General features: G+C 68.1%; 13 protein-coding genes. All 13 read left to right on the top strand.

The features are described from left to right. Positions 1-311: 311 nt before the first annotated feature. The 13 genes from DNX69_RS12435 to DNX69_RS12375 are packed head-to-tail and all read left to right on the top strand — an operon-like array spanning position 312 to position 14,626. Positions 312-701, top strand: a complete 390-nt coding sequence (locus tag DNX69_RS12435) for an NADH-quinone oxidoreductase subunit A (RefSeq protein ID WP_110786336.1) — start codon at positions 312-314, stop codon at positions 699-701. Next, positions 698-1,324 (top strand): NuoB/complex I 20 kDa subunit family protein, encoded by a 627-nt coding sequence (locus DNX69_RS12430; RefSeq protein ID WP_110786314.1) that lies wholly within the window; start codon positions 698-700, stop codon positions 1,322-1,324. Before DNX69_RS12435 ends, DNX69_RS12430 begins: the two co-directional genes overlap by 4 nt. Further along, positions 1,321-3,066 (top strand): NADH-quinone oxidoreductase subunit C/D, encoded by a 1,746-nt coding sequence (gene nuoC / locus DNX69_RS12425; RefSeq protein WP_110786313.1) that lies wholly within the window; start codon positions 1,321-1,323, stop codon positions 3,064-3,066. The genes DNX69_RS12430 and nuoC overlap by 4 nt, the downstream gene beginning before the upstream one ends. Next, positions 3,063-3,551, top strand: coding sequence for an NADH-quinone oxidoreductase subunit NuoE (nuoE, locus tag DNX69_RS12420; protein ID WP_110786312.1), 489 nt, complete (start codon positions 3,063-3,065; stop codon positions 3,549-3,551). Before nuoC ends, nuoE begins: the two co-directional genes overlap by 4 nt. Then, positions 3,548-4,834 (top strand): complex I 51 kDa subunit family protein, encoded by a 1,287-nt coding sequence (locus DNX69_RS12415; protein ID WP_110786311.1) that lies wholly within the window; start codon positions 3,548-3,550, stop codon positions 4,832-4,834. The genes nuoE and DNX69_RS12415 overlap by 4 nt, the downstream gene beginning before the upstream one ends. Continuing rightward, entirely contained in the window at positions 4,831-7,464 is a 2,634-nt protein-coding gene (gene nuoG, locus DNX69_RS12410; protein WP_110786310.1) for an NADH-quinone oxidoreductase subunit NuoG, read from the top strand. Before DNX69_RS12415 ends, nuoG begins: the two co-directional genes overlap by 4 nt. Then, positions 7,461-8,420: an NADH-quinone oxidoreductase subunit NuoH gene (gene nuoH / locus DNX69_RS12405; protein ID WP_110786309.1), complete on the top strand. Its 960-nt coding sequence runs from the start codon at positions 7,461-7,463 to the stop codon at positions 8,418-8,420. The genes nuoG and nuoH overlap by 4 nt, the downstream gene beginning before the upstream one ends. Beyond that, entirely contained in the window at positions 8,417-8,938 is a 522-nt protein-coding gene (gene nuoI, locus DNX69_RS12400) for an NADH-quinone oxidoreductase subunit NuoI (RefSeq protein WP_110786308.1), read from the top strand. Before nuoH ends, nuoI begins: the two co-directional genes overlap by 4 nt. Beyond that, positions 8,935-9,441, top strand: a complete 507-nt coding sequence (locus DNX69_RS12395) for an NADH-quinone oxidoreductase subunit J family protein (RefSeq protein WP_110786307.1) — start codon at positions 8,935-8,937, stop codon at positions 9,439-9,441. The genes nuoI and DNX69_RS12395 overlap by 4 nt, the downstream gene beginning before the upstream one ends. Continuing rightward, entirely contained in the window at positions 9,438-9,746 is a 309-nt protein-coding gene (gene nuoK / locus DNX69_RS12390) for an NADH-quinone oxidoreductase subunit NuoK (RefSeq protein WP_107356823.1), read from the top strand. The genes DNX69_RS12395 and nuoK overlap by 4 nt, the downstream gene beginning before the upstream one ends. A 2-nt stretch (positions 9,747-9,748) precedes the next feature. Further along, the gene (locus DNX69_RS12385) at positions 9,749-11,818 is read left to right on the top strand and encodes an NADH-quinone oxidoreductase subunit L (RefSeq protein ID WP_110786306.1); all 2,070 of its coding nucleotides are present in this window, start codon (positions 9,749-9,751) and stop codon (positions 11,816-11,818) included. Continuing rightward, on the top strand, positions 11,809-13,251 hold the full coding sequence (locus DNX69_RS12380) for a complex I subunit 4 family protein (RefSeq protein ID WP_110786305.1): 1,443 nt from the start codon (positions 11,809-11,811) through the stop codon (positions 13,249-13,251). The genes DNX69_RS12385 and DNX69_RS12380 overlap by 10 nt, the downstream gene beginning before the upstream one ends. Before the next feature lie 10 nt (positions 13,252-13,261). Continuing rightward, the gene (locus DNX69_RS12375) at positions 13,262-14,626 is read left to right on the top strand and encodes an NADH-quinone oxidoreductase subunit N (RefSeq protein ID WP_110786304.1); all 1,365 of its coding nucleotides are present in this window, start codon (positions 13,262-13,264) and stop codon (positions 14,624-14,626) included. The last annotated feature ends 150 nt before the right edge of the window (positions 14,627-14,776 follow it).

The following is a 14,776-nucleotide window of genomic DNA, read 5'->3' as shown; positions in this document are numbered from 1 at the left end:
GCGGTCGCTGCCATCGCCGATCGACGTGGCAACGTGCCGCAGATCGCGGAAGGTGACGATTCGGGCGGTGCAAGACCGCCGGTTGGAGCTCGCAAAACCCGATGCGGCGCTGCTTTCCTGCCTCCCTTACCGAGTTCCAAGTACAGGAAATAACAGAGGGAATTTCACGTTGTCGTGGTCGCGGACTTGATCGGCGTCAACCAGCCTTGACGGGCCGGATGGCATGGTGACGATGCCTTAACAACCGACTGCCACACCCTACGTCGGATCGTTTGCGATCCGCTCTTCCGCTGTTTGTTGGAGCCTTGCCGGTGGGTGATCTGACCCTTCCGATCAATTCGGGCGCCGCACTCGCCATCCACGTCGCATTGTCGGCCGGGATCGTTGCGGCGATCATCGTGGTCGCGGCTTGGCTGCGCGAGAAGCGCTCCGGTGCGCGGCCCGACGTGCCCTACGAGGGCGGCGTGCTGCCGGCGCAGCCACAGCAGGGGCCGCTGAACGCGCCGTACTTCCTGATCGCCGCTCTGTTCGTGATCTTCGACATGGAAGCTGCGATCCTGTTCGCCTGGGCGGTCGCCGCGCGTGACGCCGGCTGGCTCGGCCTGATCGAAGCCGCCGTGTTCATCGGCGTGCTTCTGCTGGCGCTGGTGTATCTGTGGCTCGATGGAGCGCTCGACTGGGTCAAGGGGCGGCGCCGATGACGACGACGCCGCAACATCCGGGCATGCCGGGCGAACAGCGCTCTGTCGAAGAGCATATGGCGCTGTCGAGCCTGTTCACCACGCTCGAAGACCTCACCGCGTGGTCGCGCAAGCACAGCCTGTGGCCGTTCAATTTCGGGCTGTCGTGCTGCTACGTCGAACAGGTCACGGTGCTGACGCCGGTGTACGATCAGGCGCGGTTCGGCGCCGAGGTGATCCGCGCTTCGCCGCGTCAGGCGGACCTGCTCGTCGTGTCCGGCACCGTGTTTCACAAGATGGCCGCGCCGCTGCTGCGGCTGTACGAGCAGATGCGCGCGCCGCGCTGGGTGATCGCGATGGGCGCCTGCGCCTGCTCGGGCGGCATGTACGACATCTATTCGGTGGTCCAGGGTGTCGATCGCTTCATTCCCGTCGACGTCTATATCCCCGGCTGCCCGCCGCGCCCTGAGGCAGTGCTCGACGCGCTGATCATGCTGCAGCAGCAAGTCGGCAGCGAGCGGCGTCCGCTCGGCGTCACCGTCGGCAACACCGCCGGCCTCGGTTTCGATGCGCCGCGCCGGCGCGACCAGCGCCGCGACGAACGCATGGCGCAGACCCTGCTCGATCCGCCGGAGTCATTGTGAGCGCATCCGAACTCGTCACCGAGCTCAGCGCGCGCTTCAAGGATGCGGTGCTGGGCCAGCAAGTTACTGCCGATCGGTTTCCGACCGTATGGATTCGGCCGGACGCGACGATCGACGTGCATCGCTTCCTGAAGCAGGAGATCGACCGCCCGTTCAGGATGCTGGTCGACCTGTGGGCGATCGACGAGACCGCGCGCAAGCATCGCGACGGCCTGCCGCCGTCCGGCATCACTATCGCCAGCCATTTGATGTCGCACGAGCGTAATGCCGACATCAGGATCAAGATCGCGCTTGACGCCGAATATCCGCGCGCCAAGTCGATCGGCACGGTGTTTCCCAACGCGCCGTGGTACGAGCGCGAAGCCTACGACATGTTCGGCGTCGAGTTCGAAGCCCAGCCGCATTCGCTGCGCATCCTGCTGCCGCCGGGCTGGGAAGGCCACCCGATGCGCAAGACCCAGCCGGGCCGCGCCACCGAACGGCCGCTGTTCAACATGACGGCGTCGCTGTTCGACGCCAAGGAGCATGCGCTCGCCGCCGATCCGGAGAAGTTCGGCCTGCCGACGCATCGCGACGGCGTCGAGCTCATGATCCTGAACTACGGGCCGCATTCGATGGCGACCCACGGCGTGTTCCGGATCGTGCTGGCGCTCGACGGCGAGGAGATCGTCGCGGCGCGGCCCGATATCGGCTTCCATCATCGCGGCGCCGAGAAGATGGCCGAGCGCCAGACTTGGCACAACTTCCTGCCCTACACTGACCGGGTCGATTATCTCGGCGGGGTGATGGGCGAGATGCCTTATTTGCAGGCGGTCGAGAAGGCCTGCGGCATCAAGGTGCCGGACCGCGCGCTGACGGTTCGGATCATGCTGTCGGAAATGTTCCGCATCATGAACCATCTGCTGTTCTACGGCACCATGGCGCAGGATACGGGGGCTATGTCGCCGGTGTTCTACATGTTCACCGATCGCGAGCGCGGCTACCGGGTGATCGAGTCGATCACCGGCGCACGGATGCATCCCGGCTATTTCCGCATCGGCGGCCTGTCGATGGATCTGCCGGAGGGCTGGGACAAGCTGGTGCGCGAATTCCTCGACTGGATGCCGTCGCGACTCGACGACTACGAAGGCATGGTGCTGCGCAACGAGATTTTCCGCGCGCGCACCAAGGGGATTGCGGCCTACGACACCGCGATGGCGCTGGACTGGGGCGTCACCGGTCCGGGGCTGCGCGCCACCGGCTATGCCTGGGACGTGCGCAAGGCGCGGCCCTATGCGGGGTTCGAGCATTTCGATTTCGAGATTCCGGTCGGGCACGCCGGCGATTGCTACGACCGCACTGTGGTGCGGGTCGAAGAGATCCGGCAGTCGCTGAAGATCATTCGGCAGTGCGTCGACAACATGCCGTCCGGCCCGATCAAGGCCGATCATCCGCTCACCACGCCGCCGCCGCGGGAGCGGATGCTGCACGACATCGAGACCATGATCCATCACTTCGTCAGCACGAGCTGGGGTCCGGTACTACCGCAGGGCGAATACACCGGCCAGGTCGAGACCGTGCGCGGCCTGACGCAGTTCGCGCTGATCTCGGACGGCGAGCCGTCGAGCTATCGCACCCGGATTCGCACGCCGTCGTTCGCGCATCTGCAGATGATTTCCGCAGTCGCCCCCGGCATGATGGTGGCCGATCTCGTCGCCTATCTCGGCAGCATTGACTACGTGATGTCGGACGTCGACCGATGAGCCTCAGTCCCGCCCTCAAGACCGCGATCCAGCATGCTGCCGCCACCCACGGCGGCGCGAAGGCTGCGATGGTGGAAGCGCTGAAGCTGGTGCAGGAAGCCGAAGGCTGGGTCTCCGACGCGCACCTGAAGGAAGCCGCCGATGTGCTCGGCGTCACGACGGCCGAGATCGACGCGCTCGCGACCTTTTACAGCCAGATCTTCCGCGTCCCCGTCGGCGACACCGTGATCCTGCTCTGCGACGGGCTGAGCTGCTATCTATGCGGCGGCGATGCGGTGCGCGACGCGGTGATGAGCAGGCTCGGCATCGGCTTCGGTGAAACCACGCCGGACGGCAAGTTCACGCTGATCAACATCTGCTGCGTCGGCGGCTGCGATCGCGCCCCGGTGGCGCTGGTCGGCCCCGAACGGAAGCTTATCGGCCCGTTGACGCCAGACGATCTCGACGCGCTGATCGGTGGCACCGCGGTGGGAGGCAAGTCATGAGCGACAAGCCGCTCACCGGCCGCGCTCGCGCCGACCGTCAGCCGCACAGCCTCGCCGCCTGGCGCGGGCTCGGCGGCTATGCGGCGTTGTCGCTCGCGCTCAAGCGCCACAGCCCGGAAGCTATCATCGCGATGGTCGAGGCTGCGGGGCTACGTGGCCGCGGCGGTGCCGGCTTCCCGACCGCCAACAAGTGGCGCTTCATGCGGACCGGCAGCGAGAGAGCCGGTCCGGGCGCGCGGTATCTCTGCGTCAACGGCGACGAGACCGAACCAGGCTCGTTCAAGGATCGGCTGTTGATGGAGGCGCTGCCGCATCAGTTGATCGAGGGCGCGACCATTGCGGCCTACGCGATCGGCGCCACCGAAGTGATCATCCTGGTGCGCGACGAGTATCGCGCCGCGGCCGCCGCGCTGAGCCGCGCGATTGCCGAAGCGGAAGCGAGCGGCCTGCTCGGCCGCGACATTCTCGGCTCCGGTTTCGATCTGACGATGCGGGTGCACGCCTCGGCCGGCCGTTACATCGTCGGTGAAGAGACCGCGCTGATCGCCGCGATCGAGGGCGAGCGTCCGGTGCCGCGGCATCGGCCGCCTTATCCGGCGGTCAGCGGGCTGTGGGGCCGCCCGACCACCGTCAACAATGTCGAGACGCTGTCGTCGGTGCCGTCGATCATCGAGAACGGTGTCGAGTGGTATCGGTCGCTGTCGTTCACCGACGAAGGCGGCACCAAGCTGTACGGCGTCTCCGGCTGCGTCGAGCGCCCGCAACTGATCGAAGCGCCGATGGGGTCGACGGCGCGCGAGCTGCTGCATCGTGCCGGCGGCATTCGCAATGGCCGCGCGTTGCTGGCGTTCCAGCCCGGCGGCGGCGCCACCGCGTTCTTCGAGAAGGCCGAGCTCGACGTGCCGCTCGATTTCACGAGCACTAAGAAAGCCGGCAGCTCGCTCGGCACCGGCGCGCTGATCGTGCTCGACGATCGCGCCTGTCCGGTGGCAGCGATCGGGCGCCATATGCGGTTCTACGCGCGCGAGAGCTGCGGGCTGTGCACGCCATGCCGCGACGGTTTGCCGTGGGTGTCGAAGCTGCTCGATACGCTCGAAGCCGGCAAGGGCACGCGCGCCGACATCGACCTGCTGCACCAGCAGGTCGCGCTGTCCGGTCCGTCGGGCCGCTCCTATTGCGATCTCAACACCGGCGCGCTGACGCCGCTGCGCAGCGGCCTCGAACGTTTCGGCGACATCTTCACGGCCCACCTGCAGGGCTTCTGTCCGGTGGGCCGCCCATGACCAAGAAGAAGATCGAGATCGACGGCCGCGTCATCGAAGCCAAGGACGGCGAGGATCTGCTGTCCGCCTGCCTGACCCACGGCATCGACGTGCCGTATTTCTGCTGGCACGGCGCGCTGGGCTCGGTCGGCGCCTGCCGGCAATGCGCCGTGAAGGTCTATGACGGCCCGGACGATACCGAAGGCCGCATCGTCATGAGCTGCATGACGCCGGTCGCCGATGTCGAGCGGGTGTCGGTCAGCGATCCGGAAGCGGTGGCGTTCCGCGCCCAGGTGATCGAATGGCTGATGGTCAACCATCCGCACGATTGCCCGGTGTGCGAAGAGGCCGGCTCCTGCCATCTGCAGGACATGACGATCGCCACCGGCCATATCGACCGTCGCTACAAATTTACAAAGCGCACCCATCGCAACCAGGATCTCGGGCCGCTGGTGACGCACGAGATGAACCGCTGCATCGCCTGCTATCGCTGCACCCGGTTCTATCGCGACTATGCGGGCGGGCGCGACCTCGACGCGTTCGGCGCCCACGACAACGTGTATTTCGGCCGCGCCGAGGACGGTCCGCTGGAAAGCCCGTTCGCCGGCAATCTCGCCGAAGTCTGTCCGACCGGCGTGTTCAACGACAAGGGCTGGTCGCGCGATTACGCGCGCAAATGGGACATGCGGGCGACGCCGTCGATCTGCCCGCATTGTTCGCTCGGCTGCAACATCCTGGTCGACCAGCGCGACGGCCGGGTGAAGCGGGTGCAGAACCGTTATCACGGCGCCCTCAACGGCTACTTCATCTGCGATCGCGGCCGCTATGGTCCGCTGCACGTCGTCTCCGAACACCGGCTGCGGCAACCGCTGATCGGCGGCGCGCCCGCCAGCGACCACGACGCCGCCTCCGCCGCGCATGCCATCGTGGCCGAAGGCGCGATCGGGATCGGCTCGCCGCGCGCCTCGCTGGAAGCCAACTACGCGTTGCAGCGCCTGGTCGGACCGGAGCGGTTCTTTGCCGGAGTGTCCGACGTCGAAGCCGGTTTGATACGCCGTATCGTCGAGATTCTACGTGCAGGCCCCGCGAAGATCGCCTCGCTGCATGAGGTCGAGCATGCCGATGCCGTGCTGGTGCTCGGCGAAAATCTCACCGGGACCGCGCCGCGGCTGGCGCTGGCGCTGCGGCAGACCGCGCGCGGCGCCGAGCGTGAGCTCGCGGCGCAGAAGGGCGTGCCCCAATGGCTCGATCCGGCGGTGCGGACCGCCGGTGAAGGACGACGCTCGCCGATCGTGCTGGCAACGCCGTTGCCCGATGCGCTCGACGATCTCGCCGCGCTGTCGCTGCGGCTCGATCCGCAGGGCATTGCCGTGTTCGGCGGCGGCGTTGCGGCCGCGCTCGGCGCAGGTGGCGCCGAGGAGGTCGAGGAGCATTCCGAAGCCGCAAGAGTTGCCGAGATTTTGGCGAACGCCGAGCGGCCGCTGATCGTCGCCGGCTGCGCGCTGATGTCGGCCGAGATCATCGAGGCGGCGGCGCGCATTGTCGCCGCGCTCGGCGCCAAGGCGCGGATCGTGCTGCTGGCGCCGGAAGCCAACAGCATCGGGCTGGCGATGCTCGGCGGCGACGGTCTCGACAGCGCTGCTGCTCTGCTCGAACGCGGCGGAGCCAAGACCGCGATCGTGCTCGAGAACGATCTGTTCGACCGCGCCCCGCGCGCCGGCGTCGAGCGGCTGTTCGCCGCCGCTAAGGGCGTGGTGGCGCTGGACTCAATGGCCAACGAAACCACCACGCGGGCCGCTGTCGCGCTGCCGGTGGCGCCGTTCACCGAGGCGACCGGCACTTTCGTCAATTATGAAGGCCGGGCGCAGCGATTCTTCGCCGCGGTGGCGCCGCAGGAATCCGCGCCGGCGAGCTGGCGGCGGCTCGATGCGTTCGGTGCCGGCGACTGGCACGGGCTCGATGCGCTGATCGGCGACTTGATCGTCGAACGTCCCGACCTCGTCGCGGTGGCCGACGCCGCGCCTGGCGAAGACTTCGCCATGCCCGACGGCAAGGTCACCCGCGCGCCGCGGCCGTATACGGGGCGCACCGCCGACGATCGCGCCGGGCAGTTCGCCGATGCGGTGATCCCGGAGGATCGGGATGGGCCGATGACCTTCGGCATCAAGGGCGCCCGCGGCACCGCGGTGCCGGCGCCGCTGATCAGCAGCTACAAGACCTCCGGTCTGCATTCGGCCAACAACGTCACCCGCTTCCTGGAAGAAGTGGGCGGCCCGCTGCGCGGCGGCGATCCGGGCGCCTTGCTGATCAAGCCGGGCGAGGCTTCGCTGCCGGATGCCGTGCTGCAGCCAGTCGAGCCCGGCGAGGGGCTGTGGCTGATCCCGCTGCACGACGCCTTCACCGGCGGCGAGCTGAGCCGCGCCAGCGCGCTGCTAACCGCGCGCCGGCCGGCACCACGACTGCTGCTGCATCCGGACGATGCGGCGCTTCACGGTTTCCGCGACGGCGCCGCGGTGCAGGTCGACGGCGATCCCTGCGCCCCGGTGGTGACGTTGGATGCTTCGGTGCCGCGCGGCACCGTGGTGATCAGCGCCGGCTCGTGCCAGCCGCGCGGCCCGCTGCGCCGGGTCAAGGTCGAGGCGGCGCCATGATCGGGATGATCATCACCGCCACGATTTCGGTCGCGCTGATCATGGTGCTGCTGGTGCTTGCCGGCACCTTCACCTGGGTCGAGCGGCGCCTGCTCGGCTTCGTGCAGGAGCGCTACGGGCCGAACCGCGTCGGTCCGTTCGGCTCGCTGCAATGGGTCGCCGACACGGTGAAGATCCTTACCAAGGAGGATCGGCCGCCGCCGGGCGCCGACAAGCTGCTGTACATCCTGGCGCCGGCCGTCGCCGCGACGCCGGTGCTGGCCGGCTTCGGCGTGGTGGCGATCGGTGACGGCTGGGCGCTGTCCTCGGTCGATGTCGGACTGCTGTTTCTGCTCGGCATGCTGGGGCTGACGGCCTATGCCGCCGTGCTCGGCGCCTGGGCGTCGCACAACCGGTTCTCGCTGCTCGGCGGCATGCGCGCCGCGGCGCAGATGCTGGCCTATGAGGTGTTTCTCGGCCTGTCGCTGATGGGCGTGGTGATGATCGCCGGCTCGTTCTCGATGACTGAGATCGTCGAGGCGCAGCGCGGCGTCTGGTTCGTGGTGCTGCAGCCGCTCGGCATGGCGCTGTTCACCATCGCCGGCATCGCCGCCGCGCACCGGCTGCCATTCGACCTGCCGGAATCCGAGAACGATCTCGTCGCCGGCTTCATCACGGAATATACCGGTATGTCGTTCGGCCTGTTCTTCCTCGGCGAATATCTCGCGGTGCTGCTGGTGTCGGCGCTGGCAGTGACGCTGTTCTTCGGCGGCTGGCTCGGGCCGTGGCTGCCCGGCCCGGTGTGGTTCGGGCTGAAGACCGCGGCGATCGCGGTCGCGTTCGTCTGGATCCGCGCGACGTTGCCCCGGCCGCGCTACGACCAGTTGCTCGGCTTCGCCTGGAAGGTGGCGCTGCCGCTGTCGCTGCTCAATCTGCTGCTGACCGGCATCGTCGTGGTGGCGAGGAGCGCGTCATGATCGGATTCGGATGGCTCGAAGCCCTGTTGCGGGTCGGCCGCAAGCTGTTCATCAAGCCGGAGACCCAGCTCTATCCGGAACAGAAGCCGAAGCTGTATCCGCGCGCGCGGGGCCGGATCGTGCTGACCCGCGATCCGGACGGCCAGGAACGCTGCGTCGCCTGCAATCTGTGCGCGACGGTGTGCCCGGTCGGCTGCATCGATCTGGCCAAAGCGGTGGCCGACGACGGCCGCTGGTATCCGGAGCACTTCCGCGTCAACTTCGCACGCTGCATCTTCTGCGGCTTCTGCGAGGACGCCTGCCCGACCGCGGCGATCCAGCTCACGCCGGACTACGAATTGTCCGAATGGCGCCGTGACGCGCTGGTGTACGAGAAGCACGATTTGCTGATCTCCGGCGAGGGCAAGGTGCGTGGCTATCGCTATTGGTCGTTCGCCGGCAAGGCGATCCCCGGCAAGGACAAGGGCGAGGCGGAGCACGAGGCGCCGCCGGTCAATCTGAAGGGGCTGCTGCCATGAGTTCGCTGCTTGCGATCTATGCCGGAGCCTTCGCGCTGATTTCGGCGGCGCTGTCGGTGACGCGGCCGAATGCCGTGCATGCGCTGCTGTATCTCGTCGTCACGCTGCTGGCGCTGGCGGTGTGCTTCTTCGCGCTCGGCGCGGCATTCGCCGCCGTGCTGCTGATCATGATCTATGCCGGCGCCATCGTGGTGCTGTTCGTGTTCGTGGTGATGACGCTGCCGGTCTCGCCGGAGGCGATCACCCGCGAGCGCGCGCTGCTGCGCCGCGCCTGGCCGTTGCCGGTGTTGATGTCGGTGTTGATCGTGGCGCCGTTCGTATTCGGCGAATTCGGCCTGAAGGCTATCGGCCAGCCGGCGCCGGTGTCGGCCCAGGAGGTCGGCAAGCTGCTGTTCGGGCCGTGGGCGCTGGCGGTCGAACTCGCATCGCTGCTGCTGCTCGCCGGCCTGATCGGCGTTCGCCACATCGGTCGCAACGACCGCAGCCCGAGGAGCGGATCATGACCGGGTCCGATCTGATCGGCATCATGATCCTGGCCGCCGGCCTGTTCGCGATCGGCGTATTCGGCGTGTTGGCGCGGCGCGGCATGCTGTTCCAGCTCGTCGCGCTGGAGGTCGCGCTCAGCGGCCCGGCGCTCGGCTTCATCGCGGCCGGCGCCTATCATGCCGATCCGGAAGGGCAGGGGATGTTCATCCTGGTGCTGACGCTGGCCGCCGCCGAAGTCGCGGTCGGGCTGGCGCTGTTCCTGCGGCTGCGCCGCCTCACCGGCACCGACGACAGCGATGCCATCAGCGGATTGAAGGGGTGAGCATGGCGCATCTGCTTCCCTTCGTTCCGGTGCCGGCGTTGCTCGGCTTCGTGCTGCTGTCGCTGATCCCGGCGCCGCTGTCGCGCACCGCAGTGATCGCGCTCGGCGTCGGCGCCGCGGTATTGCCGGCGATCCTGTTCTTCCCGGTGGCGCTGTCCTGCATCGAGGGCGTCTGCGTCGCCGGCGCGACGGTGCCGATCCTGTCGATCGATACCGGCGTGTTCGTCGCTCAGATCGCGATGTCGATGGATCCGCTCAGCATGGTCACCGGCGGCACGGTGGTGCTGGTCGGTGCGCTGGTGCTGATCTATTCCGGCGCCTACATGGCGTCCGAGCCGCTGCCCGATCTGCGCCGGTTCTTCGCGGTGATGAACCTGTTCCTCGCCGGAATGCTGGCGGTAGTGTTTGCCGCCGACGTCATCCTGCTGTTCCTGGGCTGGGAAACCATCGGCCTGTGCAGCTTCATGCTGATCGCGTTCTACGACAAGCTGCCCAAGGCGGTGGCGTCGGGGCGCAAGGCGCTGATCACCACCCGCGTCGCCGACAGTCTGCTGCTCGCCGGCCTGATGATGCTGTTCCTGAACGCCGGCACCACCCGGCTCGACGGCATGCTCGCCGCAGTGCCGGGAATCGATCCGTGGCGGCTGGCGCCGATCGCCGGGCTGATCGCGCTCGGCGCGCTCGGCAAGTCGGCGCAGTTTCCGTTCCACACCTGGCTGCCGAGCGCGATGGCCGGCCCGACGCCTGTGTCGGCGCTGCTGCACTCGGCCACCATGGTGGCGGCCGGCGTGATCCTGCTGGCGCGGCTGGCGCCGCTGTTTGCTGCCGCCCCAGAAATCTCCGCCATGGTGGCGATGCTCGGCATCCTCACCGCGGCGCTTGGCGCGCTGGTGGCGCTGATCCAGACCGACGTCAAGAAGCTGCTGGCGTTCTCGACCATGAGCCAGATCGGCTTCATGGTGCTGGCGCTCGGCCTCGGCGCGCCGGCGGTGGCGCTGTCGCATTTCGCCATCCACGCGGTGTTCAAGTCGCTGCTGTTCCTCAGCGCCGGCGTGATGAGCCACGCCGCCGGCGGCTCGACCGCGATCGAGGCGTTGCGCGGCTCGCGCTATCGCCAGCCGCTGGCGTTCTGGAGCTTCGCGATCGGCGCCGCTTCGCTCGCCGGCCTGCCGGTGATCACCGCCGGCTGGTACTCGAAAGAGGCCGTGCTCGCGGCGGTGTGGAGCAGCGGGCCGTGGGGCGTGCCGCTGTGGCTGCTCGCCGCGACCGCTGCGGTGCTCACCGGTGCCTATGCGTTCCGCGTGGTGTTCGTCGCGGCCAGCCAGACGGCCGATCTTGCCGCGCCGCCGTGGGGCGGTCTCGCGGTGGTGGTGCCGCTGACGGTGCTGACCTTCGTCGCCGTGGTCGGCGGCATCTCCGTCGGCGCCCTGATCAGTTTCACCGGCGGCGCGCCCGAGCACATTCCGTTAGTGCCGGCGCTGCTCGGCGCGGCGGCGCCGATCCTCGGCGTGATCCTGGCGCGATGGCTGGTCAGGCATCCGCAGGAGCTGGAGCGTCTGACGGAGCGGATGCGGCACGTCCGGATCTTCCGCATCGAGGTGCTGTATTATTATTACTTCGTTCGCCGCTTCCGCCGCGTCGCAACGGTGCTCGGCAACGCCGAAGGCACCGAGGCTGTGGCTGATGCGGTCGCGCTGCGGCGCGAGGGCGTCGACGTGCCGGGACTCGTCACCGACGATCCGCTCGGCTGCGGCGCCAGCCAGGTTCGCGGCATTCGCACCGACCTGATCACCCGCGCCACCGACGGTCAGACCCCGGTGGTACGCATGGTGGCCGGCGACCCGGTCGGCCGGCTGCTGATCGTCGCGGCCCGGCTGTTCGTCGGATTCTTCGTGGCGCGCTTCAATCCGGACCGGATCGATCGCGCCTGGATGGGCTTGGCCGGCGGTGCCGGCCACGCCTGGGCGCTGGCGCGGCGGACGCAGACCGGCCGCGTCCGCGATCACTCGCTGTGGATCGCGCTCGGATGCGCGGGACTTCTGTTGTTTGCCTGGGGGACGTCATGGCGCTGATTGCGCTTATCCTGCTGCCTGCGATCGGCGGCCTCGTCGCATTCCTCGTCGCCGGCAAGGGCGAACGCGAGCGCTGGGTCACGATCGCGACCTTCGCGCTGATGCTGGTGCTGCTGTTCGCCGTCGTCGCCACGGGGGGCGATGGCCGCTGGTACGACAAGGTGTCGTATCCGTGGGTGCCGTCGTTCGGCATCTCACTGGAGTTCGCGATCGACGGCCTGTCGGCGACGATGATCGCGCTCGCCGCCGGGCTCGGCATCATCTCGGTGATGGCGTCTTGGAGCGAGATCCGTACCCAATCCGGGCTGTTTCACGCCAGCCTGTGCTGGACCGTGGCGGCGACCGTCGGCGTGTTCCTGTCGTTCGACCTGCTGATCTTCGCGTTCTTCTGGGAAGCGATGCTGGTGCCGGCGTTCACGCTGATCGCGGTGTGGGGCCACGGCGACAAGGAAGGCGCCGCGCTGAAATTCCTGATCTTCAACGCGGCTGCGGGTTTCGGTCTGCTGGCGGCATCGTTCGCATTGGCGGCGATGGCCGACCACATGACGTTCAGCGCCTTCGAACTCGCCGAGATGAAGCTCTCGACGCCGGTTCAGGTCTGGATGCTGCTCGGCTTCTCGCTGGCCTTCATGGTCAAGCTGTCGGTGCCGCCGTTCCATGCCTGGCTGCCGGAGGCGCACACGCTGGCGCCGACCGCGGGCTCGATCCTGCTCGCAGGCCTGTTGCTGAAGACCGGCGCCTACGGCCTGTTCCGGTTCGCCCCGATGCTGTTTCCGGACGGTCTCGCCGCGGTGGCGCCTTGCGGCATCGCGCTCGGCGCCGCCGGCGCGCTGTATGGCGGCCTCGTCGCCTGCGGCCAGAACGATGCCAAACGGCTGGTCGCCTATACGTCGATCGCCCACATGTCGATTGTGCTGATGGGGATCTCGGCCGGCGTGCACTACGCGCTGGCCGGCGCCGCGGTCGAGATGATCGCGCACTCGTTCTCGGCGTCGGCGCTGTTCCTGCTGATCGGCGCGCTGTACGAGCGCACGCATACCCGCGACCTGCGCCAGCTCGGCGGCCTGCAGCAGATCGCGCCGAAATTCGCCGCCGCCTTCGCGCTGTTCTGCTCGGCGCTGCTGGCGCTGCCCGGCACTGCCAACTTCGTCGGCGAGGCGCTGGTGATCGTCGGCATCTTCCAGGTCAATTGGGTATTTGCGCTCTTGGCGCTGTCGACCCTGATCGTCTCGGTGATCTACGCCACGCGGCTGCTCAAGGGGCTGGTGTTCGGCCTGCCGCAGCCGAAGCCGCCGCTCGCCGACATGACCTGGCGCGAATACTGGCCAATCCTGGTGATGGGCATCGGCACGCTGATCGTCGGCCTCTATCCGCAGAGCCTGCTGGCGCTGCTCGAGCCGGCGATCAAGGCCGCGCTGATCCAGACGCCGTGATCGCCGCGCCATGACCGCAGCCCAATTCGCCGCGCTCTCGCCACTCGTGGTGCTGGCCATCGCCGCCGTGGCGGCGATGATGCTGGTGCCGCTGGCGCGGCTGCAGATCGTGCAGGCCGCCGCCGCGGCGGGGCTGGCGCTGGCCGCAGCAGTGGTGCTGCTGCGGATTGGTTCGCCGGCAGCGCCAATGGGCGCGCTGTTCACCGACGACGGCCCCGCGCGGTTCGGCATCGTGTTCGCCTGCCTGGTGTCGCTCGGCGCGCTCGTCTTCCTGCGCACCGGCGGGCCGGCCAAGGAGGCGCCGTCGCTGCTGGTACTGGTAGCGATCGGCGCCGCGACATTGGCGGGTGCCGGCCACGCCGCGACGCTGTTTCTCGGCGTCGAGATCCTCAGCCTGTCGCTGATCGCTTTGTTCGCGTTCCGCCTGACCCGGCAGGGACTGGAGGCGGCCTACAAGTTTCTGGTGATGAGCGGGCTGGCGTCTTCCGCACTGCTGCTCGGCATCGCGCTGATCTTTGCCGAGACCGGCGCGCTGGCGTTCGCCGATTGGGGCGGCCGCGGTGCGCTGACCGCATTCGGCACCGCGCTGCTGCTGGCCGGTCTCGCGTTCAAGTTCTCGCTGGTGCCGTTCCATATGTGGACGCCGGATGCTTTCGAAGCAGCGCCGGCCAGCGCCGCGACGCTGGCCGGGGTGGTGTCGAAATCGGCCGTCGCGATCGTGATCTTGCGGCTGGCGCTCACCGCGCATCTGCCGGAGCCGGTGTGGAGTCAAGGCCTCGCCGCGCTCGGCGGCGCCTCGGTGCTGATCGGCAACCTCTTGGCGCTGCGCCAGCCGCAATTGCCGCGAATGCTCGGCTATTCGACCATCGCGCATTCCGGCTACATCGCGCTGATCATCGCCTCCGGCACGCCGCATGCCGGCGAGGCGGCGCTGTTCTATCTGGCGATCTATGCGCCGGCGATGTTGGGTGCGCTTTGCGTCTCCGCCGCGCTCGGCAGAGCGCCGACGCTGCCGGATCTGCACGGGCTGATGCAGCGGCGGCCGCTGGAAGCGGTCGCGCTGTCGCTGTCGCTGCTATCGCTCGCCGGCCTGCCGGCGGCGGGCGGCTTCATCGCCAAGCTGTTCTTGCTGCGGGTCTTGATCGACGGCGGGCTGTGGGTGCTGGTCGGAATTGTGGTCGCCGGCTCGTCGCTCGGCTTCTTCTATTACGCGAAGTTCTTCACCGCGCCGTTCGTCGGCCACAGCCACGACGAGTCCGAGCCGCTGCCGCAGCTCGACCGCGGCCTGTTGATCGTCTGCATCGCGCTGATCGTGATCTTCGGCGTCGCCCCGGCCGGGCTGCTGAACGTCGTCGCCGCGACGATGGCGCCGTAGGGTGGGTAGCGCGGAGCGCGTAACCCACCGATCTACGTTTCGTCGAAAGCTGGTGGGTTACGGCGCGAGTGCGCCTAATTGTACTGAGTCACAAGGTCGCGGGCCTGTGAGGTAGGACTCAAGTATCTATTGAGATTCAGATTTTGGCAG

Source organism: Rhodopseudomonas palustris (assembly GCF_003226555.1).
Classification (GTDB): Bacteria; Pseudomonadota; Alphaproteobacteria; order Rhizobiales; family Xanthobacteraceae; genus Rhodopseudomonas; species Rhodopseudomonas palustris_I.
Note: the sequence above shows the minus strand (reverse complement) of the source record. Positions and strands in the feature narration are given on the sequence as shown.

Excerpts from the sequence above, each read along its gene's own strand:
- DNX69_RS12375 (WP_110786304.1), top strand. The coding sequence starts at position 13,262 with ATGACCGCAGCCCAATTCGCCGCGCTCTCGCCACTCGTGGTGCTGGCC.
- DNX69_RS12415 (WP_110786311.1), top strand. The coding sequence starts at position 3,548 with ATGAGCGACAAGCCGCTCACCGGCCGCGCTCGCGCCGACCGTCAGCCG.
- nuoK (WP_107356823.1), top strand. The coding sequence starts at position 9,438 with ATGACCGGGTCCGATCTGATCGGCATCATGATCCTGGCCGCCGGCCTG.
- nuoE (WP_110786312.1), top strand. The coding sequence starts at position 3,063 with ATGAGCCTCAGTCCCGCCCTCAAGACCGCGATCCAGCATGCTGCCGCC.
- DNX69_RS12380 (WP_110786305.1), top strand. The coding sequence starts at position 11,809 with ATGGCGCTGATTGCGCTTATCCTGCTGCCTGCGATCGGCGGCCTCGTC.
- nuoI (WP_110786308.1), top strand. The coding sequence starts at position 8,417 with ATGATCGGATTCGGATGGCTCGAAGCCCTGTTGCGGGTCGGCCGCAAG.
- DNX69_RS12395 (WP_110786307.1), top strand. The coding sequence starts at position 8,935 with ATGAGTTCGCTGCTTGCGATCTATGCCGGAGCCTTCGCGCTGATTTCG.
- DNX69_RS12430 (WP_110786314.1), top strand. The coding sequence starts at position 698 with ATGACGACGACGCCGCAACATCCGGGCATGCCGGGCGAACAGCGCTCT.
- nuoH (WP_110786309.1), top strand. The coding sequence starts at position 7,461 with ATGATCGGGATGATCATCACCGCCACGATTTCGGTCGCGCTGATCATG.
- DNX69_RS12385 (WP_110786306.1), top strand. The coding sequence starts at position 9,749 with ATGGCGCATCTGCTTCCCTTCGTTCCGGTGCCGGCGTTGCTCGGCTTC.
- nuoG (WP_110786310.1), top strand. The coding sequence starts at position 4,831 with ATGACCAAGAAGAAGATCGAGATCGACGGCCGCGTCATCGAAGCCAAG.